A 20,656-nucleotide genomic window follows, 5' to 3' on the forward strand; every position below is an offset into this window, starting at 1 on the left:
TGGTGACTACCGGTCGTCGACCCAGTCGGTAAAGCTCCCGTCGATCAGCGAGTCGCGCTGGCGCTCGATGTATCTGCGTTGCATTCCGTGGACGGCGGCCTCAAAGTCGTCACCGTCGTCGAGGCGATCCGCGACCTGTTGTCGCTTCCAGTCTGCTGGCGTGATTCCGTGTCTGGCGCGCTGTCTGAGCGGCCAGAGATACGTCTCGACCTGTTCCTCGGTGAGTCCCCGACCCCGAAGCCCTTCTGCCGCGTGTTCCAGCAGGTCAGCGTACAGAGCCTTCGTCTCAGTCGTGTGCTCGCCGCCGTTGGTGATCCACTGCAACTCGGCGTCTAGACCGTTCTGCATCGCGGCGTAGAAGTTGTCGCGGGCGACCTCCCAGTCCAGTTCGGCGACCGGGTGTTCGACCTGTGGGAGACTCTCCAGTAGCCCCGCGAAGGCAGCGAGAAACGCTACAGAGTCCCTGACCGTCGGCTGTGCTGCAATCGGGCGAAACTCGATTCGGGCGTTTGCCTCCGATCGGGTCGGCCCGCCGAAGACTGGCCGAACCCATCGCCAATAGGTTCCGTGTTTGCGCCGGAAGTGGGCAAATTCGTCGTCGAAGCGGTTCCCTGTCTCGACCGGCATTGGGACGATCGTCTCGTCGGTCGCAATCCGTTCGACGGCCTGTGAGACGGAGTCGAGATCTCGCGGAAACCGTACCTTGCCTTCTCGCCGGGGCGTCTCGGGGGGGTTGAGTACGGATTCGAAGACGGCGATCCGGTTCTCCATCCAGCCGTCATCGAGGATTTCCTCGGCGGTCGCGTCCTCGTCGTACAGGTCCGGCGGGAAAAACGGGGAGTTGACGCCCAGTGCGAGCAGTGGCCCGGCGATCCGGATGGCGTACCGGAAGTACTCGGGGAGATCGATAGCCTGTGGCACCTGATAGTGGGGCTGAATGGACGTAATGAGGCTCTCGGGCATCACCGTGTCGGCCGACAGCGAGACGTTCGGGGCCTCGATCCGCATTCCGGCGTCGGTGGTCCCCTCCGCGTTGGCCATTGCGTGGTACCGGCCGGCATCGCTCATGTTCGTCGCGATCCGGATCCCGTTGTCGTCGACGCTGTCCGTGAGATACTCCCTCGCCGACTCGCCCTCCGGCGGGATCGTCCAGATCCCGTCGCTGACGAGGTCGATTCCTTCCGGCCGGGTACAGTCGAGAGCGGCAGCGAGTCGCCCCCTGATCTCGGACTCCTGTGCGTTGAGGCCGTGGGCGTTGAGCGGCTGTGGGCTCGTGGTCATCTCCGCGTTGTGCAGCCCGAGTTCCTTCTCGAAGCCGACCAGCGAGAGCAGGCGGCGCGGGACTCGACGAAGCGTCCCGACCGCGTCGTCGACGCCAGCCCACGGATCGCTATCCGGGCGCGCGACGGCGTAGAACTCGTACTCGAAGCCGACGATGGCCTGTGAGTTGTCGAACGTCCCCTCCCTGAGTTCCTCTTTGATGACCTCGGTGTCGGTTTCGACCGCCGCCTGAAACTCCTCGGCGTCGACCGACAGTAGCTCCGCCACGTTCGTGGCGAGTTGGGCCTCCGGCATACCCCTCCCTGCAACGGCGACACTCTTGAAACCCGCGGCTGAGACCGGTCCGGGTCGTTTATAAAACGGCCGGGCGTACCGGCGGGCGATGGAGTTCAGGGAGTTCGCTGCGTATGCCGACCGGATCGAGGACGAGCCTGCGGATCTCGAAACTGTCTTGCTGGTAACGGAGCTGCTATCCGACGGCCACGGCGATCTCCCGATTATCGCCCGGTTCGCCCAGGGCCGGATCTTCCCTGCCTGGGACTCGACGACGCTCGATATCGGGCCGAACTACCTCTACGAGGCGATCGCCCGCGCTGCCGGGCAGAACGTCACCGCAGCGGACGTCGAATCCGAACTGGCCGAGGTCGGCGAGATCGGCGCGGTCGCGGCGAGCTACGAGTTCGGCGGTCAGCGCGGCCTCGCCGCGTTTGGTGCGGGTGGCAGCGATGATGCCCTGACCGTCGGCGAAGTGTTCGACGAACTCGATACCCTCGCCGCGATCTCGGGCGACGGGAGTCAGGGCACGAAGATCGACCTCCTGTTTGGCCTCCTGAACCGCTGTGAGCCGATCGAGGCGCGCTATCTCGCCCGACTCGTCCTCTCGGAGATGCGCATCGGCGTCGGCGAAGGGACTGTGAGAGACGCTATCGCCGAGGCGTTCGCAGTGCCCGTCGCAGACGTCGAGCGAGCGTTGCAGGTCTCGAACGACTACGGGCTGGTCGCCAGAACCGCACGCGAGGGGGGAACCGATGGGCTCGCCGACATCACGCTGGAGATCGGCCGCCCAGTACAGGCGATGCTCGCGCAGGCTGGATCGGTGACTGACGCTCTGGAGGAGTGGGACGAAGCCGCCATCGAGTGGAAGTACGACGGTGCCCGCGTCCAGTTGCACCATGATCCGGACGGGATCGAGCGCGACGGGGGAGATACCACAACGGAAACCACTCGCGTATTCTCGCGGAACATGGAAGACGTCACCGCCGCGTTGCCCGAGGTCGTCGAGTTCGCCCAGGAGCGCTTCGACGTGCCGGTGATCCTCGACGGCGAGGTCGTCGCCGTGAATGACGATGGCGATCCCCGCCCATTCCAGCAGGTCCTGCGACGATTCCGCCGCAAGCACGACATCGAGGCCGCCCGCGAGGACGTCACGGTTCGGCCCTCGTTCTTCGACTGTCTCCACGCCGACGGCGAGGACCTGCTCGAGGACCCGCTCAGGCGGCGTCACGACCGACTGGCGAACCTCCTCGCCGACGGCCCCCAGCGCTCGACGCTCCGGATCAGCGACGACCCCGAGGAGATCGAGTCGATCGACGCGGAGGCCCTGGCGGCCGGACACGAGGGGATCATGCTCAAGGATCCCGACTCGACGTACTCGCCGGGCCGCCGGGGAAAGAACTGGCTCAAGCGCAAGCCCGACGTCGAGACGCTCGATCTCGTCGTCACCGGCGCGGAGTGGGGTGAAGGCCGCCGGGCGACGTTTCTCGGGACCTTCCTGCTGTCCGCGCGAACTGACGACGGCTCCTACGAAACGCTCGGGAAGGTCGCGACGGGGATCACCGACGAGACGCTGGCGGAGTTGACCGACCTGCTCGAACCACATATTCGAAGCGAGGACGGCCAGAGCGTCGATATCGAGCCCGCCGTCGTCTTCGAGGTGGGCTACGAGGAGATACAGTCCTCGCCGACGTACTCGTCCGGCTACGCGCTTCGGTTCCCCCGATTCATCGGTGTCAGGGAGGATATCGACGTGGACGACGCGGACAGTCTGGAACGGGTCGAGAGGTTAGCCAAGCAAGCGTGAGCGTCGACGGGACAGGCGAAGGTGGGTTTCCGATACAGGGTAAGAAAGGTTCTACTGGAAATACTCAAGCGAGATCACGTTTCAGAAGTCATGGTGAATAGAGCGGACCTGTGCAGCAGGCGGGATAAGTCCCCGGAGGGTGTCTGTTCCGGGAGGCAACTGCGGGCAAAGTGAACAGTCGGTCAAACCTGGCGGTTACTCCAGGCGCTCACTCCTCTGGATCGTACTGAAATATGTCCTCGATTTGGCACTCGAAGTAGTCGGCCAACTCGAATGCGAGTTCGAGACTGGGATCATACCGGCCACGTTCGATAGCGTTGATTGTCTGTCGTGAAACCTCGACCTCATCAGCTAGTTCCGCCTGTGTGACGTCAGATTTCGCTCGCCAGACTTTGAGATCGTTATCCATGATTTACATAATTCGTGTATAGTACAAATAAGCGAGTCCGAAGGCGATCCACGGGATTGCCAGCAGCCATGTTAGCGGCTCTAGAATAGGGGTCGTGATTTCAGTATTAGACTCAACCTGAGACCAGACAGCAACGGCCCAGTAGAACACCCACATAGAAACGGCACCGCCCCGGAGTGCAATCTGGTGGTACCGCTCGTCGTAGTCCCCGCGACGTTCTGAGAGTCGGTAGCCCCAGACGCCGCCGAGGGTCGCCGCAAATCCACCGACCATCGCGATGAAGGCGCTAATTGGCCCCTCACCAATTGTGTCGGCACCGACAGTCAGCGCCAGGACGCCCAGCACCATGATGGCAATCACTGCTTTCGACTGATAGTTACTGGTCATCTGTACGTAAAGCTTGCTTTCCAATATGTAATAAGTGTTTTGCAATTAATCGTGTATCGTTGATAACATCCCCGTAGCGTATCGTCTGAGTTCAGATCGCGGGCCCACTACATCGCCGTCGATACCTCCATCGTGAAGCTTTCCGGATTGCTGGTCTACTGAATACACTGTCCACACTGTGCTGGTCCGACTCCGATGGCGAGGGCACTCAACGGCGCGACTGTACACGGAAAGGGAGTCGATCCCGCGATATTCGTCGTACTCAACAACGATACATCCCCGAATCGTGAGTGTCGTGTATACGCTCTGTATTCAGCACGGAGATGTATCAATCCTCAAGTATTTGAACAGATCCGGCACTTGAAACTCTTTGTCACATCACTACAAAATTTGAACTGTTATACTACTACTTTCGAACTATACACTTCAGTTTTCGAAGTGAGCGTCCCGTCCCACATCCGTTCTAAGCCGAACGCTTAACGAGACGCTCGCGGAGCTGACCGACCTGCTCGAACCACATATCCGAAGCGAGGACGGTCAGCGCGTCGATATCGAGCCCGCTGTCGTCTTCGAGGTTGGCTACGAAGAGATCCAGTCCTCCCCGACCTATTCGTCGGGCTACGCGCTTCGCTTCCCCAGATTCGTCGGCGTGAGAGAGGACCTGGACGTCGAGGACGCTGACACCCTGGAGCGGGTCGAACGGCTGGCCGAGCAGGGGTGAGTATCGACGGGAGTGAAACAGTCTCCCTGAAATCATCAGCTATCGCCTGTACTGATGGGAGAACAACAGCTCACTCGTTGCGCAGATAGTTCGTGAGTCCCATGCCAGGTTGTATGACTGCCGCGACGGCGATACAGAGGACCGTGAGTCCGATAACAGTGCGGAGTGCCGTTCGAAATACAGGGGACAACCACACCCCGATTCGGCCACGTAGGCCCAGTGGTCCGAACCAGTCGTAAGATAGCGAGCCTACCGGGGGCGTCACCAGAACCGCATAGATTACCGATATCAGGACGATGGCACTGATTCCCCAGCCGATGAGATGGTACACCAGGAGCGACTCCGAGTCCGTTGCGTTGGCCTCCTCGGACGTGTCAGGATCGGGTGTCATCGGTCGGGTGGACTAGTTTGGGGGGCGGCCGCCGGCTGTGGTCGGCTCGTCAGAAGACGCTTCCTTGAAATACACAAACATCGCTCCCAGGAGGACGACGAGCGAACAGATGATATCGCCCGATGACGTGATATACGTGGGCAGCGCGACCGAGAGGACTCCGTTGATACCGATCGAAAGGACAAGCACTGCTACTCCCACGGATCCGTATTTCTGTGGCAGTGCTTCGGTCACAGGCGACCTGCGCGTCCGCTCACCTTGCTCGTTGACGAGCTCGATGAAACTAAATCCGTCAGGCATGATATTCGCCTCCCATTCGCGTGGCCGACGACGAACAGTGTAGATACCGGTGAGCGCCACTGCAGGCAGAAACAGTCCTACGAGCAGTCCGGGTATGGCGAATCCAGCTTCTCCAGTAAACGGAACGACGACCGGATTCGACACACTGACATCCCGCAGTAGCAGGCGATAGAGCGGACCGGGTGTCACGGCGACGAAAGCGCCTGGCGCTATGAGGTTTCCAACAGGAGAGCCAATTGCCAGCAGGTACAGCACTACGAAGTAGACGCTCGTGATGGTCGCTGCGACAAGCGTCGATCGCAATGCGATTGTGGTTGCATCCCCGGTGACAACGAATGGCGTGGCCACAATCGAGAGGAGCCAGATACTGAACCCCAGGCCGTACGCGGCCCGATGCGTGCGTGTAGAGCGGGGTGTAAAATATCGGAGCCCGTCCGTAATCGACTGGGTTCGATTGATTCCACTCACCATCTGGATGCACGGAAGTCGTTTTCAACAAGTTATTAGTATTGTGTTTCGGCTTTGACATCCCCGCGACCCTGACAGGCGGGCCTTGCTCCCCGAAATCATCTGTAGCAGGGCTGGGCAAATTCTGGCTACTCGAGACACTCATACTCAATACTATAAAATCTGAAGTTAATAGATACAGCTACTGTAGTGTGATACTACAGTTTTCGAAGTTAGAAACTAGCCATTCTGGCTCGCATCCGCGCGAAGCCGAACGCTTAACGAAACCCTCGCCCATCGTGTAACCATGACCGTCACATACCGCGACCTCACCATCGACTGGCTCGGCTACGCGACCGTTCGGATCGAACACGAGGACACCGTGGTCTACCTTGATCCCGGCCGATACGGCGTCCTGACCGGCGAGTGGACGCCAGATGGTCGGGATGTCGGCCACCCACCGGCACAGGACTACGACGCCCAGGACGGCGATCTCGTCTGTATCACGCACGATCATCACTACGACTCGGATGGCGTTCGCCGGGTCGCGAGCGAGGACGCCACGGTCGTCGCCTACGACGCCGTCTACGCCCCGGGGATCGACCGAGATGTCGAGCGACTGGAGGACCTGCCCTACGACCTCGTGAAAGTCGACGACGAGACCGACGAACTGATCGAGGACGTCATCGTCCGGACGCTCCCGGCGTACAACAGGCCGGACGGGCCGAACGTCGACGCGAACGGCGAGCCGATCCACCCCGAAGGGATCGGCGTGGGCTATCATCTCACGTTCGGTGATACCACCGTCTTCTGGCCGGGCGATTCGGACGTGCTGGACGGTCACGAACAGCTCGATGTCGACGTCTTCCTGCCCTCGATCAGTAAGAACTACACGATGAATCGGCATGACGCCGCCGACCTCGCCGAAGCACTCGACCCGGACCTTACGCTGCCGATCCATTACAACACGTTCGAGGCGCTGGAGGCGGATTCGGATGCGTTCGCGGTCGACGTGGCCCGACGGGGCGTCCCCGTGGCGCTGGACGAGTCCTGAAGAACTAGATGATCCCCATCTCTTCGAGCCGAACCGGCAGGTAGGTATCGGTCACGAAGTCAAGGCCCCGGGAGGCAAGCGCCTGCTGTTCGGACTTCTTGCCGATATCGAGCTGAATCTCGATCTGTTCTTTCCAGTAGTCGGTCTGGAACCGGGGATCCTCGAGTTCGCTCTCCAGGGCGTTGATATCCGAATCCGAGAGCGGATCGGTCGGAAGGTCGTACTCGACGATATCCTCGGGGCGGAGGCCGATGAACTGTGCTTCGGGCGTCGCGAGATACTCCGAGAGGTGGGCAGATTTGATCGAGCCGTACGCCACCGAGCCGTAGATTCGGTAGGACCACGGGTCGGCGTCAGTGAACACGGTCACCGGTAGGCCGAGTTCGTCGTGGAACCGCTTCATCAGTCGGCGGGTCGCCCGCGCGGGCTGGCCGCCCAGATGGACAACGATCGCGTTGTACTCATCGTCGAAGCCGTTCTCAACCAGCCGGTCGCGCATACCGCCGGTCTCGACGGAGAGCACGAAGTCGGCATCACATTCGAGAAACTCGATCGTGTCGGGGTTGTTCGGGATCTGGTAGCCGCCCTGCCCGACGTCTTTCTGGCAGTGGATATCCCGATCGCCGCGTCGGGTCTGCTCGCGGAGGAGCAGCGGCCCCATCACCTTCGCGCCCGACTCCTCGGGGCGCATGTGGAAGTCCTCACGGCGGACATCCGAGACGATTTCGAGGTCCTCGATGAGCTGGTTGGACTCGTCCTGCGTCGAGAACTGGGCTTCCTCGGAGTCCCACGACTCCGAGAGATAGTACAGCTCACGCAGGGTTGAGGAGCGATCCTCCTCGAGCTGGTTGTCGAGAAACTCGATGGTGTAGGCCGCCTTGAGCAGTTTGCGCGCGCCGCGGATGCTGTTTGCCGAGCGCGTGCTTTCGCGATCGCCGTACACCCAGACGTCCGAATCCTCGTCGTACTCGATGTTCGTTTTCGTCCGGGTCGGCAGCGTCATCTCCGGGATCTCCCCGCGGTCGAACTGGTCGTAAAAGTCCGCTGCGAGGTCGATCAGCTTCTTCTGGGCTTCCGTGTTGGTATCTGAACTCATTGGTCGTTCACCGTCAGTTTCACGTCTTCGACACCCTCTACCGTCACGTCGAACGTCGCCTCGCTATCGATATCATACGAGAGCGTGGCCTCCTCTCCACTGTCGACCGTCGGCGACCACTTGACGAACCACTCGCCGTCCATCTCGACGACTGTCGCGTCCTCGGGAAGGTCGGTGGGCTCGGCCGTGACGATATCGGTCAGTTCGATCGACTCGTTCGTGGTCGTGTTGTTCTCTACGATCAGGTTTACCGTGCTCGCGTCGCCGTTCTCCTCGACCGCCCGGTCGACGAGCACGTTGTTCATGATCCGCGCGAGTGCGTCGTCGAAGTTTGGCTTCGACTGCCCCGTCACTTCCGAGACCTTTTCGGCCATTTCGGGCAGAATATCTGCGAGGACGTCCTGTTTCTTCTGGCGTTTCTGCATCGACTGGCGCTTCTTGAGGTAGCTTTTGAGCTCACGGGCCGCCTCGCGGATCGCCAGTTCGATCTCGTCTTCGATCTCCGGGACGTTCGCGATGGCGTCCTTGGATTCGCTCGTGAAGGGGACGTTCGTCGAGGCGACGTGAATCATGATCACGACTGGCCCGTTCGGGACGCCGCTACCGCCGGGCTGATCGAGGTTGTAGTTCCGCCAGCCGATTCCCTTGATCACGTCAGTGGTCGCACAGGCTCCGCGCTGGTACACCAGCGGCACGCGGTTGGCAAAGCGCAGGACCTCCGCGGATCCCTCAGCGGGCAGGTCACCGCCGTAGGCGATCCCCGCCTCGACAATAAAGGGGTCACCGCCGTGGACATCCGCATCTCGCGTCGACGCCGCGTAGAAATCGGCGTCGTACTCCTTGCGAAGCCCCGCCTCGACCAGCGTGTCGCTGATCGGCGACAGGCAGTTCGTCGGCGGTGACATGATCGACGTCTCGCGCATGGCTTCCAGCAACTCGCTGGCCGTGTCGCGGCTGTCCGCAATCGTTGAGACCTTCGGCGGATCGTCGGGCACAGTCTTCATCCGCTCCCAGACCGCTTCCAGCACGTTCTCACGGGCCGTCTCACCGAAGGTCACGTCGCCGTGTTCTTCGAGCATATCCGCCGAGCGGTCGACGTACTCCCGTAGCCCGTCGTGGGTCGTTCGGTCCCTGCTGTCGTCACTATCAGCGAACTTCGCGGCCAACCGATCCGCGATCCCTTCGACAGCGGCATCGTCTTTCCGGGTGCTCGTCGCGTCATCCACGATGCCGTAGAGGTCGGCTGCACGCCGTCCAGGTTCTTCGCGGCCCCCGTCCTCGGCTTCCTCGTCCGTCTCGCTCGGGAGCAGTCCCTCGGTCACTGTTATCCAGACTGCCGCGACGACGTTCTCGCGAACCGTCTCCCCGAGCGTCGTGTCGTACTGGTGGCCGATCTCATTCGCTGCTTCACGGACCGCAGCGACGACGTCGTGGTGGGCGATGGTCCCTCCGTCCGCGAGTTCGTTCTCGACGGCCTCGCCGAACGCCTCGGTCGCCTCGGGGCTCTTGCCGTTGGTCGCCTCGATGACCGCCTCGGCGACCCCTGCCTCGTGTGCCCCCGGCGAACTCCACGTCATCTCGCGGCCATAATGTCGGTCACGGAACGCGTCGATGACACTGTCTGCGGTCTTCTTGCCCACGCGCGTAAACTCGTTCTGGAGGAAGCCCGAGACCGAATGGGAGTCGGTCGCGTCGAGCATCTTCAGCACGGTTCCGAGTTCGACGCCGTGTGGGTGTGGGCGTATCTCCTCGGTTTCGGCGGGCAACTCGGCCTCCTCGGCGCGCTCGAACTTGAAATGTTCCTGTGGCTCTTTCAACTCGACACGGGCGTGCGGGTTGACGACCGCGGTGTGTTTGATGTAATCGTGGAGCTGCGAGCGCGCCCGCATGTTCGCCTCCATCTCGATTTCGATACGGGTGCCGTGCGTGCGATCCCACGAGGTGGTCTCCTCTGAGCGGATCTCCGGCTCGTTGGTGTCCGTGTCGATCACGAGCTCGAAGTACTCGGCCTCGGACGAACCTTTCGTCCGGCTCGTGATCTTGGCCGGTTTGCCACTGGTAAGCTGGGAGTAGAGCACGGCCGCAGAGATACCGATCCCCTGCTGGCCGCGGCTGTTCTTGACGCTGAGGGCGCCCTCGTTGGCCACGACGAAGTTCTCGTCTGTGCCAGTTGCACCGGGAACCGAGATGTCGTATACGTACTCCGGCGGCTCGGTCTCCTCGACGCTCTTGACTGGTAGGAGACACATATCGGACTCCGTGAATCCCTGCAGATTTCCGATCGTCTCCCAGAGCTGTTCGAGCTGTTGAGTCGGCCTGCCATCCTCGTCGAGCAAGCCCTTCTCTTTCAGGTTGTAGACGTACCGGGGCGTATCGACGTCGTCGCCCGCAAGCGCGTCCTCGATGATCGCCTGATACTCGGCCGCATGCTCGAAGTTCGAGCCGATCCCAGCACCTGCGAGCAGTCCAGGAATCGTGTCCGGGACCGTTTCGTAGCCCGTCTCGTCGGCGCGCACGTCGTCGAGTAGAGCGGTCGGGATCCGCTTGTATCCCTGCTTGCCCGGTCGGCGTTTCTCGGAGAACACGTCCGAGAGGTTGACGTCCTCGCCGTACACCTTGGTCCGGTATGCCGTCGCGGGATTGTCGGCATAGCCGCCGTGACCTTCCAGTTCCTCGGTGCTCGCGAGCACGCCATGCATGTTCCAGAGCACCGAGAGCTGTCGTGCGAGCGTCTCGCTGGTCGTCGTGTGTGAGAGCTCGTTGGCCGGATGCGCCTCGGAGCCATCGCCCTGATACAGCGCTGCGATAAACCGCTGCTGAAGCGCTGGATCGATCTCGAACACGAAGCCCGGAACCTGCTTTTCGGTCGCGCCGGAACCACACGCCGCTTCCAGAAACATCGCGAGCGGCGAGCCAAAGGCCTTCACTCGGGTCGAATTTCGCTCGCGCTGGACAGTCGTCGACGAGCCCGTGATGCCGGCAACCGCCGATTCGGTCGCCTCGATCAGCCCATCCTCGTGTGAGCCAAACGTGAACCCGACCTGTCGGTCACCGACGTGTCCTTCGGAAACGTAGTACGCCAGCAGTTCGACAAGGGCGTCATCGACCGCTAGCGTGACCGGCATCGTCGACTCTTCCCCACCGACCTGATACGTTTTCAGCTCGCAGTCGGCCGCCTTCTCCTCCCAGCCGAGTTCGAGCACGGTCTCCGCGGGCAGGTAGCCGTCCTCGATATAGTTTTGCTCGACGCTGTCCCGGAGGATCTCGACGCCGTCGTGAGTGTAGTAGTAGCGTTTCCGGTCGCTGTCTTCGGAGGGTTTCTTTCTGATCGTCTCCTCCGAGCGAAGTTCCGCGATCGTCTCCCGGTCGAAGCCGTAGACATACACTCGGCGGCCCTCCAGTTGTTCGGGCGAGAGGTGTTCGAGAACGTTGACCGAGTCCACTCGTTCGTCGGGTCCTGGAAGACGTCGTGGCGTCAGAAGCGAGTCGCCGGCCTCGATTTCGCCTGCTGCAAGCTCTTTTGTCTCGCCGTCTTTCGTCACCGAAAACAGGCTGTGATCGCCCGTCACCTCGACAGTTCGGCCCTTTTCGGTCGTGATTTCGTAGGTCCGGGCATCGGTCTCGTGCCGGATCGCGTGGGTGACTGGCTCCCACGTCATCTCGTGGGTCTCTCGGTTGAACGCGGGCGCTTTGACGTCATCCGGGATCATTGCAGTTTCGGCCCCATCGTCCCCGAGGTAGCTATCACAGAGCTCGCCGATCGGGACAAACTCGACCTCGCCATCACGTTTGACGAGCAGGCACTGACCACGTGTCAGGGACTGCTCTCGCTTGTGGAACCGGCTGCCGTACAGCAGCTTCCCGAAGACTTTCGGGAGCTGTTCTTTGGTAATACCGGGCCCGTTGTCCTCGACGATCAGCGTGTAGTAGTCACCGGCTTCCTGAATTTCGACGTAGATGTCGGGGAGAATTCCAGCTTCCTCGGCGGCGTCGAGCGAGTTGTCGACCGCCTCCTTGACAGCGGTAACGAGCCCGCGAGCGCCGCTGTCGAAGCCGAGCATGTGCTTGTTCTTCTCGAAGAACTCGGCAATCGAGATTGCCCGCTGGCTTTCGGCCAGCTCCTCGGCGATGCCCTCGTCCTCGCCGAGCGTCTGTTGAAACGAAGTCATTACGGGACGGTTAGCAGTGGGGACAATAAAACCCATTCGTTGGCGGAGTGAAAGTGAAACTGTCCGGGCCGGTTCGCTCGCCCGAATTCAGTTTGGGCCAGAAGGTAACCCCATCATAAATGGGTTGTGGCCGAGCGCGCTCGCGCGCGTACGTGAACTTTATCACCCCCGAAAGACTAGACGGTAACAGATTTTAATGTCCGAGGAAACGGAGTACGGCGCTGGACAGATACAGGTCCTCGAAGGACTCCAGGCTGTCCAAAAGCGCCCTGCGATGTATATCGGTTCTACAGACTCTCGGGGGTTGCACCATCTCGTCTACGAGGTGGTCGACAACTCCATCGATGAGGCACTGGCCGGGCACTGTGATTCGATCACGGTGACGATCCACGACGATGACTCGGTCTCGATCAGCGACGACGGGCGCGGAATCCCCGTCGATACCCACGAGAAACACGACCGACCCGCTCTGGAGGTCATCATGACCGTCCTCCACGCCGGTGGGAAGTTCGACAACAAGTCCTACCAGGTCTCGGGTGGACTCCACGGCGTCGGCGTCAGCGTCGTCAACGCGCTCTCGAAATGGCTCGAAGTCGAGGTACGTCGGGACGGTGCCGTCTGGAAGCAGCGCTTTGACCACGGCGAACCCGAATACGGCGTCGAGCGGGTTCGTGATCTCGAACCGGACGAAGAAACGGGGACGGAGATCCGCTTCTGGCCCGACGACGAGATTTTCGAGACCGGCGAGTTCGAGTACTCGACGCTGGCCAACCGGCTCCGGGAGCTGGCCTTTCTCAACTCCGGTGTCGAGATCAGCCTGCAGGACGACCGCGACGGCGAGGAAGACACCTTCCGCTACGAGGGCGGGATCAAAGAGTTCGTCGAGTACCTCAACGAGACGAAAACGCGGCTCCACGAGGAGGTCATCTACTTCGAGGCCGAGGAAGACGATATCCAGGTCGAGGTCGCCATGCAGGCGACCGACGAGCTACAGGGATCGATTCATGCCTTCGCCAACAACATCAACACGCGCGAGGGCGGGACGCATCTGACCGGCTTCAAGACCGCCCTAACCCGCGTCGTCAACGACTACGCCAAGTCGAACGACCTTCTCAAAGACCTCGACGAGAACCTCAAGGGAGAGGACATCCGCGAGGGGCTGACCGCGGTCGTCTCGATCAAACACCCCGACCCGCAGTTCGAGGGCCAGACGAAGACGAAACTCGGCAACAGCGAAGTACGGGGCATCGTCGAGGGGACGATGCACGACGGGCTCGGCACGTTCTTCGAGGAGAATCCGGATATCGCGACCGCAGTCGTCTCGAAGGCGGTCGAAGCGGCCAAGGCACGGAAAGCCGCCAAAAAAGCAGAGGAACTGACACGCCGGAAGAGCGCACTCGACTCGACCGCGCTTCCGGGGAAACTCGCCGACTGCCAGACACGTGATCCGAGCGAGTCCGAACTGTTCATTGTGGAAGGCGACAGCGCCGGAGGTTGCTTTACCGGAGACACGGAAGTCGCACTCGCCTCAGGACGGTCCATTTCGTTCGAGCAACTCGTCGAGGAGTACGAGAACGGCCAACGCCACTACTGCTACACGGTGGAAGACGACGGGACGATCGGTATCGGCCGGGTCGAACATCCACGTATTACGAAAGAGGACGCCGAACTGGTCGAAGTGACGCTGGACAACGGAGAGTCAATCCGCTGCACACCAGACCACGAGTTCATGCTCAGGGATGGCAGCTACTGCGAGGCTGCCGAACTTGATGCGGGTCAGTCTCTGATGCCGCTGTACCGAAAGACATCCGATACCGCCGAGGAGAACATCACTATCGACGGTTACGAGATGGTCAAACAGCCCGCTATGCGGGGTTTCTGGGAGTTCACCCACTTGCTCGCTGATCGGTACAATCTTGAAAACGGCACGTACAGCCCGGATGATGGAGACCACAAACATCACGTCGATTTCGACAAACGAAATAACCGCCCCGACAACATCGAACGTCTCCCTCGTGACGAGCATATAGAGCTTCACCGAGAACACGCGGCGGAGACGCTTCACACGGACGAAGTGTGGGAGAAGCTTCGGGAATTACGACAATCCGAGGAGTTCCGTGAGATGATGAGCGAGCGGATGCAACGAGACGAAACTGTCGAGATCTTACGCGAACAGGCCAAAAAACAGTGGGAAGACGACGAGTACAAGGCCTATATGATGGACGCGTGGCAAGAGTACTACGAAAATAACCCTGGCTACAGAGAGCGGGTCCGCCAACGTCTCACAGAGGAAGCACAAAAGTACTGGTCGGACGAGCAAAACCGAAAGGAACAGTCCGAGCGTGTTGAAAAGTACTACGAGAACAACCCAGGGGCAGTAAAAAAGCGGCGAAAAGAAGCACTTGAGCAGTGGAACGATGAAGAACTGCTGGAGTGGCGAAGTAAGAAGACGGAGGAGCAGTGGACCGAGGAGTTCCGAGAGGAACGGATGGAGGCGTACAACGAAACCTATTACGAGAACACCATCCCGTTCATGAAGGAGGTCCTCGAAACCAGTGGGTCTCTCGAAAACTACGACGAGTTGCGACGGGAGGAGGACGATCCCAACCTCCTGACCAAAGCGACGACTATCGAGAAGTTCTTCGAGGACGAGTCAGCAATGATAGAGGCTGTTGAATCCCACAATCACACCGTCCATTCCGTGGAACGACTCGACCGGACAGAGGATGTCTACGATATCGAAGTACCCGGAACCCACAACTTCGCTCTCGAATCGGGGGTGTTCGTGCACAACAGCGCCAAACAGGGCCGCAATCCCGAGTTCCAGGCAATCCTGCCGCTCGGCGGGAAGATCCTGAACGTCGAGAAACACCGTCTCGATCGGATCCTCGAAAACGACGAGATCCGGAACATGATCACCGCCATCGGGGCAGGGATCGGCGACGAGTTCGACATCGAGGAATCGCGCTACGAGAAAATCGTACTGATGGTCGACGCCGACGTCGATGGGGCCCACATCCGGACGCTCCTGTTGACGCTGTTCTATCGACACCTGAAACCACTACTCGAAGCGGGCTACGTGTACGCCGCACAACCGCCGCTCTACCGGATCCGGTACAACGGCAACACCTACGACGCGATGACAGAGGCCGAGCGCGAGGAGATCGTCGAAGAAAAGTGTAACGGGAACCCAACCCAGGTCCAGCGATTCAAGGGGCTTGGCGAAATGAATCCCAAACAGCTCTGGGCGACGACGATGAACCCGGAGAACCGTGTTCTCAAGCAGATCAACATCGAGGACGCTGCCGCTGCGGACAAGATGTTCTCGGTGCTGATGGGCGATGCCGTCGAACCGCGCAAGGAGTTCATCAAGGAACACGCGCCGGAAGCCGAATGGGTTGACATCTAATGGAGGTTTTAGTATGAGTTCAGACGTACCCGATCCGACGGACGTCGACGCCGCGCGCGTCGAGCACGTCCGCGTCGAAGACGAGATGGAGCAAAGTTACATCGACTACGCGATGAGCGTCATCGCGGGCCGCGCCCTGCCGGATGTCCGGGACGGGCTCAAACCCGTTCATCGACGGATTCTCTACGCGATGAACGAGATGGGTGTGACGAGTCGATCGTCCCACCGCAAGTCATCCTCGGTCGTCGGTGAGACGATGGGTGATTACCACCCTCACGGCGACAAGGCGATCTACGATACGCTGGTGCGGCTCTCACAGGACTTCTCGATGCGCCATCCCCTCGTCGATGGGCAGGGGAACTTCGGTTCTATGGACGGCGACCCCGCGGCTGCGATGCGCTATACGGAGGCCCGGATGGGGCCGCTCGCCGAGGAGTTGCTGGAGGATATCGACAGGGATACAGTCGACTTTCAGGCAAATTACGATGACCGACTGACCGAGCCGGAGGTCCTGCCCTCGGCGTTCCCGAACCTGCTCGTTAACGGCTCCTCGGGGATTGCGGTCGGGATGAGCACGAACATCCCGCCACACAACCTCGGCGAGGTGATCGACGCGACAGTCGAGTTGATCGACAACCCCGATGTCGGAATCGACGGACTGATGGACCACATCAAGGGTCCCGACTTCCCGACGGGCGCGAATATCGTCGGGCGGGACGCCATCTACTCGGCGTACTCGACCGGCCGCGGACGGATCCGCGTGCGTGCAGAGATGGAACTCGAAGAGACCGAGACCGGCCGCGACCGGATTGTCGTTACCGAGATCCCCTTCCAGGAGAACAAGGCACGGATGGTCGAGCGGATCGCAGAGGACATCAACGAGGGCAAGATCGAGGGCGTCAGCGATCTGCGCGACGAGTCCGACCGAAACGGTGTTCGCGTCGTCATCGAGTGCAAGCGCGGAGCGAACGTCGAGCTGGTGAAAAACCAGCTACTGGAGAGCCACCTCGAACGGACCTTCGGCGTGATCAACCTCGCGCTGGTCGACGGCCAGCCGCGGGTTCTGACGCTCAAGGAGACGCTCGAAGAGTACGTCGAGCACCGAAAGGAGGTCGTCAGACGCCGCAGCGAGTACGACCTCGCCGAAGCGGAGGACCGGGCTCACATCCTCGAAGGCCGTCTGCACGCGCTCGAACACGTCGATGACGTCGTCGAGGCGATTCAGGATTCAGAGGACCGCGACGCCGCGAAAACGCGCCTGCGCGAGGACTTCGAGTTCTCCGAGGAGCAAGCAGAACACGTCGTCAGGATGCAACTCGGGAGCCTGACCTCGCTCGAAAGCGAGGAGATCGAACAGGAGTACAAGAGCGTTCAGGCGACGATCGAACGACTTGAGACGATTCTCGGTGACGAGAGCGAACTGCTCTCCGTCATCAAAGAGGAGCTGCTGGAGATCAAAGACGAGTACGCCAACGACCGACGGACGAAGATCATCGAGGACGTCGGGACGGTCACCCACGAGGATCTCATCGCCGAGGAGGAGGTCGTCGTCGTCATCACCGAAGACGACTACGTCAAGCGGATGCCCGCCGCAAACTTCGACCCGCAGGGTCGCGGCGGGAAGGGGATCATCGGTGCGGACGTCAAGGCCGAGGATCGGGTCTCGAAGGTGTTCCGCGCGAATACCCACGACTATCTCCTGTGTTTCACCAATCACGGACAGGTCTACCAGCTCAAGACCTACGAGATCCCCGAGATGGGCCGGACGGCCCGCGGCAAGTCCGCGATCAACCTGATCAATCTGGACGACGGCGAGGAGATCACCGCCGTCGTTGCGACCGACGAGTTCGAGTCCGACGAGTGCGTCACGATGGCGACCCGGGACGGCTACGTGAAACGCACCGCGGCAACCGAGTTCGAGAACGTCCTCTCGACGGGGATTATCGCGGCAAACCTCGAAGACGGCGACGAACTCGTCGATGTCGCGGTTACCGACGACTCGAAGGATATCGTGCTCGCCACGGAAGGTGGGATGACGATCCGGTTCGACGTGAGCGACGTCCGACAGATGGGACGGAACACTCGCGGCGTCGGTGGCATCAAGCTACAGGATGGCGATCGGGTCGCCGGAATGGTCGCGACCGACGAGGACGACGAGAACGCATTGCTGACTGTGACCCAGAATGGCTACGGCAAACGAACGCCACTCTCCGAGTATCGCTGCCAGTCCCGGTACGGAAAGGGACTGATCGATATCAAGACGGGCGAGCGAAACGGTCCGGTGACGACCGTCAAGTCCGTCAGCGAGGACGATCACCTCGCCCTGATGAGCGAACGCGGCCAGATCATGCGGATCCCGGCGGCCGACATATCGGAAGTCGGCCGGAACACGATGGGCGTGACCGTGATGGACGTTGACGAGGGCGATGCCGTCGCGAGCGTCGACGTGCTCCCCGCGGCCGACAATCAGTAGATTCGCTTGCCGAGCGCACTCGTCACCAGTTCGGTGGCAAGTTCCGCAGTCTCGTTTTGCTCGTCCAGAATCGGGTTCGCTTCGACGACTTCGATCGAGCGTAGCGACGCATCGTCCTGTTCTGCGACCTGTTCCATTGCAGCGTGTGCCTCTCTGTATGTCGCCCCGCCACGCACGGGTGTCCCGACACCGGGGGCAATCTGCGGATCGAGCCAGTCCATGTCGAGGCTGACGTGAAAGCCGTCGACGCCATCGGTTGCAGTCGCCAGTGCGTCGGCGACGACATCGGTCAGCCCACGCGTGTCGATCTCCGACATCGTGAACACGGTGATATCGCTTTCACGGAGCTGCTCGCGCTCGTGCTCGTCGAGGGTTCTGACGCCGACGATGGCGACGTTTTCCTCACGCAATCCGTCCGCCCTGGCCCAGTCCATCTCCTCGAATGCACCGCGACCCAGCAATGCCGCAAGCGGCATCCCATGGACGTTCCCGGATGGGGACGTACTCGGCGTGTTGAAGTCGCCGTGAGCATCGAACCAGACTGCGCCGATCGATGAACTGCGAGCGGCTCCGTTGACAGTCCCGATCGCCACCGAGTGGTCGCCACCGAGCAGGAGGGGTACCTCGTCGCTCTCGATCGCGTCTTCTACCTCCCGTTCGATACGCTCGCAGACGTCCCGCGTCTCGTCGAGATGCCGCGCGTTCGCGTCAGTGGGATGCGCGCCCTGCTCGGCGGTCCGGGCGACAAAGAGGTCCCCGACGTCGGTTGTCTGTCGACCCGATTCGTCGAGACGCTCCCCGAGTCCCGCGTACCTGATCGCCGATGGTCCCATATCGACGCCGCGCCTGTTGGTCCCGTAGTCCGTCGGCGCGCCAATGATCCGAACGGTACGTTGCATACACGGGGCTACACATACCGACAGTATAGTTGTGCGGTGTAGTGATACAATTGAGACATCTAATACTGGACCGAACGACGGTAGATATACAAGTTAGCCGGGGCTAATTCCCATCACGATGATGCTCAGCGACGTCATGGAAGATTATCTGAAGGTGATCTATCACCTGGAACAGAACCGAGAGGGGCGGATCAAGACCTCGGAGATCGCTGAGTATCTCGACGTCACGTCGCCAACGGTCACCAGCATGATCGACAAACTCGAAGAGCGAGGATTGGTCGATCGGGAGAAGTACAAGGGGGTCGTGCTGAGCGAGGACGGCGAGCGTGTTGCACTCGAAGTGGTCCGTCATCATCGGCTCCTCGAAGCATATCTCACCGAACGACTGGATTACGACTGGAGCGAAGTCCACGAGGAGGCGGATCGACTCGAACACCACATCAGCGAGAAGTTCGAGGAACGTGTCGTCGAAGCGCTCGGCGATCCAGAGGTCGATCCCCACGGTGATCCGATCCCCAACGCGGAACTCGACCCGCCAGTCGAGGGTGCGGGCGATCGGCTCACGGAGTTCGATGAAGGCGATCGCGTCATCGTCGACCGCATCAGCGATCAGGATCCGGCCGTGCTGCAGTACCTGTCAGATCATAGTATCGACCCCGGCGTCGAGCTAGAGATCGACGAAGTCGCACCGTTCGGAATGGTTACCGTACAGGTCGCCGACGAGACCGTATCACTACCGGAGCGGATCGCAGCGCATGTTGAGGTAGATACACTGTCCGCGACACGACCGACGAACTGAGCTGCATGTGGGGGATGGACAAACTTTACGGAATACGTCGGATTGCTATCCGTTCGCTAGGGTTTGATGGTCAAGCGACTTGCTTCGAAAGGAAAACGGCCCTATTCGCCGCATTTAAGAGGATCTGTTTCGAATAATCCAGTATGTCATCGATTGAGCTGACTCCCAGCCAGAAAACGATCCTCACGGCGCTGATCAATCTCCACGGGGAGGCCGAAGACGCAGTCAAGGGCGAAGACATCGCAGAAGAAGTAGACCGGAACCCGGGAACGATCCGTAACCAGATGCAGAGCCTGAAAGCGCTCCAGCTGGTCGAGGGCGTGCCCGGACCGAAAGGCGGTTACAAACCGACTGCGACCGCCTTCGAAGCGCTCGACATCCAGCGAATGGATGAACCAGCATCGGTGCCGCTCGCTCATGAGGGCGAACCGGTCAAAGACGCTAACATCAGCGAAATTAACCTCAGTAGCGTTCACCACCCCGAACTCTGCCGAGCAGAGATCCATCTGCAGGGGTCCTCGCGCGATATTCACGAAGGTGACGACGTCACCGTCGGCCCGACGCCGCTCTCGAAGCTACTGATCGAGGGGACCGTCGACGGCAAGGACGACACCAATAACATTCTGATCCTTCAGCTAAACGAGATGGTTGCACCGGCCGAAGAGCCCCAGCACTAGAGTCGTCTCTTTCCTGTATTTTTGTCGCAGCTACCGTGTGGTATACCCTCACTACCCGATATCC

General features: G+C 60.7%; 14 protein-coding genes and 1 pseudogene. 7 read left to right on the forward strand and 8 right to left on the reverse strand.

Annotation, left to right across the window (positions count from 1 at the left end; all coding sequences use genetic code 11):
• Window positions 1-6: 6 nt before the first annotated feature.
• Window positions 7-1,575, reverse strand: a complete 1,569-nt coding sequence (locus AArcSt11_RS09185; RefSeq protein ID WP_250596495.1) for a glutamate-cysteine ligase family protein — start codon at window positions 1,573-1,575, stop codon at window positions 7-9.
• Window positions 1,576-1,663: 88 nt separating this feature from the next.
• Here AArcSt11_RS09185 and ligA point away from each other — a divergent pair, with 88 nt between their 5' ends.
• A complete protein-coding gene (ligA, locus tag AArcSt11_RS09190) occupies window positions 1,664-3,361 on the forward strand; it encodes an ATP-dependent DNA ligase LigA (RefSeq protein ID WP_250596496.1) in 1,698 nt (565 codons plus the stop codon).
• Window positions 3,362-3,569: 208 nt separating this feature from the next.
• Here ligA and AArcSt11_RS09195 read toward each other — a convergent pair whose 3' ends face one another.
• Both AArcSt11_RS09195 and AArcSt11_RS09200 read right to left on the reverse strand, forming a co-directional pair.
• On the reverse strand, window positions 3,570-3,770 hold the full coding sequence (locus AArcSt11_RS09195) for a helix-turn-helix transcriptional regulator (RefSeq protein ID WP_254714796.1): 201 nt from the start codon (window positions 3,768-3,770) through the stop codon (window positions 3,570-3,572).
• 3 nt (window positions 3,771-3,773) lie between these two features.
• Entirely contained in the window at window positions 3,774-4,157 is a 384-nt protein-coding gene (locus AArcSt11_RS09200) for a hypothetical protein (RefSeq protein ID WP_250596498.1), read from the reverse strand.
• A 478-nt stretch (window positions 4,158-4,635) separates the two neighbouring features.
• Between AArcSt11_RS09200 and AArcSt11_RS09205 the strand changes: the two are divergent.
• Window positions 4,636-4,878 (forward strand): annotated as a pseudogene (locus tag AArcSt11_RS09205) (ATP dependent DNA ligase); the annotation flags it as partial.
• Window positions 4,879-4,948: 70 nt separating this feature from the next.
• Here AArcSt11_RS09205 and AArcSt11_RS09210 read toward each other — a convergent pair.
• Both AArcSt11_RS09210 and AArcSt11_RS09215 read right to left on the reverse strand, forming a co-directional pair.
• Window positions 4,949-5,269: a hypothetical protein gene (locus AArcSt11_RS09210; protein ID WP_250596500.1), complete on the reverse strand. Its 321-nt coding sequence runs from the start codon at window positions 5,267-5,269 to the stop codon at window positions 4,949-4,951.
• 12 nt (window positions 5,270-5,281) lie between these two features.
• Window positions 5,282-6,040: a hypothetical protein gene (locus AArcSt11_RS09215; RefSeq protein WP_250596502.1), complete on the reverse strand. Its 759-nt coding sequence runs from the start codon at window positions 6,038-6,040 to the stop codon at window positions 5,282-5,284.
• 283 nt (window positions 6,041-6,323) lie between these two features.
• Here AArcSt11_RS09215 and AArcSt11_RS09220 point away from each other — a divergent pair, with 283 nt between their 5' ends.
• A complete protein-coding gene (locus AArcSt11_RS09220) occupies window positions 6,324-7,070 on the forward strand; it encodes an MBL fold metallo-hydrolase (protein ID WP_250596504.1) in 747 nt (248 codons plus the stop codon).
• Window positions 7,071-7,074: 4 nt separating this feature from the next.
• On the opposite strand, the gene AArcSt11_RS09225 is transcribed toward AArcSt11_RS09220, so the two are convergent.
• A complete protein-coding gene (locus tag AArcSt11_RS09225; RefSeq protein WP_250596506.1) occupies window positions 7,075-8,166 on the reverse strand; it encodes a DNA topoisomerase IV subunit A in 1,092 nt (363 codons plus the stop codon).
• Window positions 8,163-12,335: a DNA topoisomerase VI subunit B gene (locus AArcSt11_RS09230; RefSeq protein ID WP_250596508.1), complete on the reverse strand. Its 4,173-nt coding sequence runs from the start codon at window positions 12,333-12,335 to the stop codon at window positions 8,163-8,165. Before AArcSt11_RS09230 ends, AArcSt11_RS09225 begins: the two co-directional genes overlap by 4 nt.
• A gap of 196 nt (window positions 12,336-12,531) precedes the next feature.
• Here AArcSt11_RS09230 and gyrB point away from each other — a divergent pair, with 196 nt between their 5' ends.
• Both gyrB and gyrA read left to right on the forward strand, forming a co-directional pair.
• A complete protein-coding gene (gene gyrB, locus AArcSt11_RS09235) occupies window positions 12,532-15,744 on the forward strand; it encodes a DNA topoisomerase (ATP-hydrolyzing) subunit B (RefSeq protein WP_250596510.1) in 3,213 nt (1,070 codons plus the stop codon).
• 13 nt (window positions 15,745-15,757) lie between these two features.
• Complete coding sequence (gene gyrA / locus AArcSt11_RS09240) at window positions 15,758-18,217, forward strand: DNA gyrase subunit A (RefSeq protein ID WP_250596512.1); 2,460 nt, start codon at window positions 15,758-15,760, stop codon at window positions 18,215-18,217.
• Here gyrA and rocF read toward each other — a convergent pair.
• On the reverse strand, window positions 18,211-19,116 hold the full coding sequence (rocF, locus tag AArcSt11_RS09245; protein WP_250596514.1) for an arginase: 906 nt from the start codon (window positions 19,114-19,116) through the stop codon (window positions 18,211-18,213). The two genes, gyrA and rocF, sit on opposite strands and share 7 nt — an antisense overlap.
• 118 nt (window positions 19,117-19,234) lie before the next feature.
• Between rocF and AArcSt11_RS09250 the strand changes: the two genes are divergently transcribed.
• Entirely contained in the window at window positions 19,235-19,915 is a 681-nt protein-coding gene (locus tag AArcSt11_RS09250; protein WP_353617737.1) for a metal-dependent transcriptional regulator, read from the forward strand.
• Between the two features lie 143 nt (window positions 19,916-20,058).
• Window positions 20,059-20,592, forward strand: a complete 534-nt coding sequence (locus AArcSt11_RS09255; RefSeq protein WP_250596516.1) for an Rrf2 family transcriptional regulator — start codon at window positions 20,059-20,061, stop codon at window positions 20,590-20,592.
• Window positions 20,593-20,656: the final 64 nt, after the last annotated feature.

It is taken from the genome of Natranaeroarchaeum aerophilus (assembly GCF_023638055.1).
Taxonomy (GTDB): Archaea; Halobacteriota; Halobacteria; order Halobacteriales; family Natronoarchaeaceae; genus Natranaeroarchaeum; species Natranaeroarchaeum aerophilum.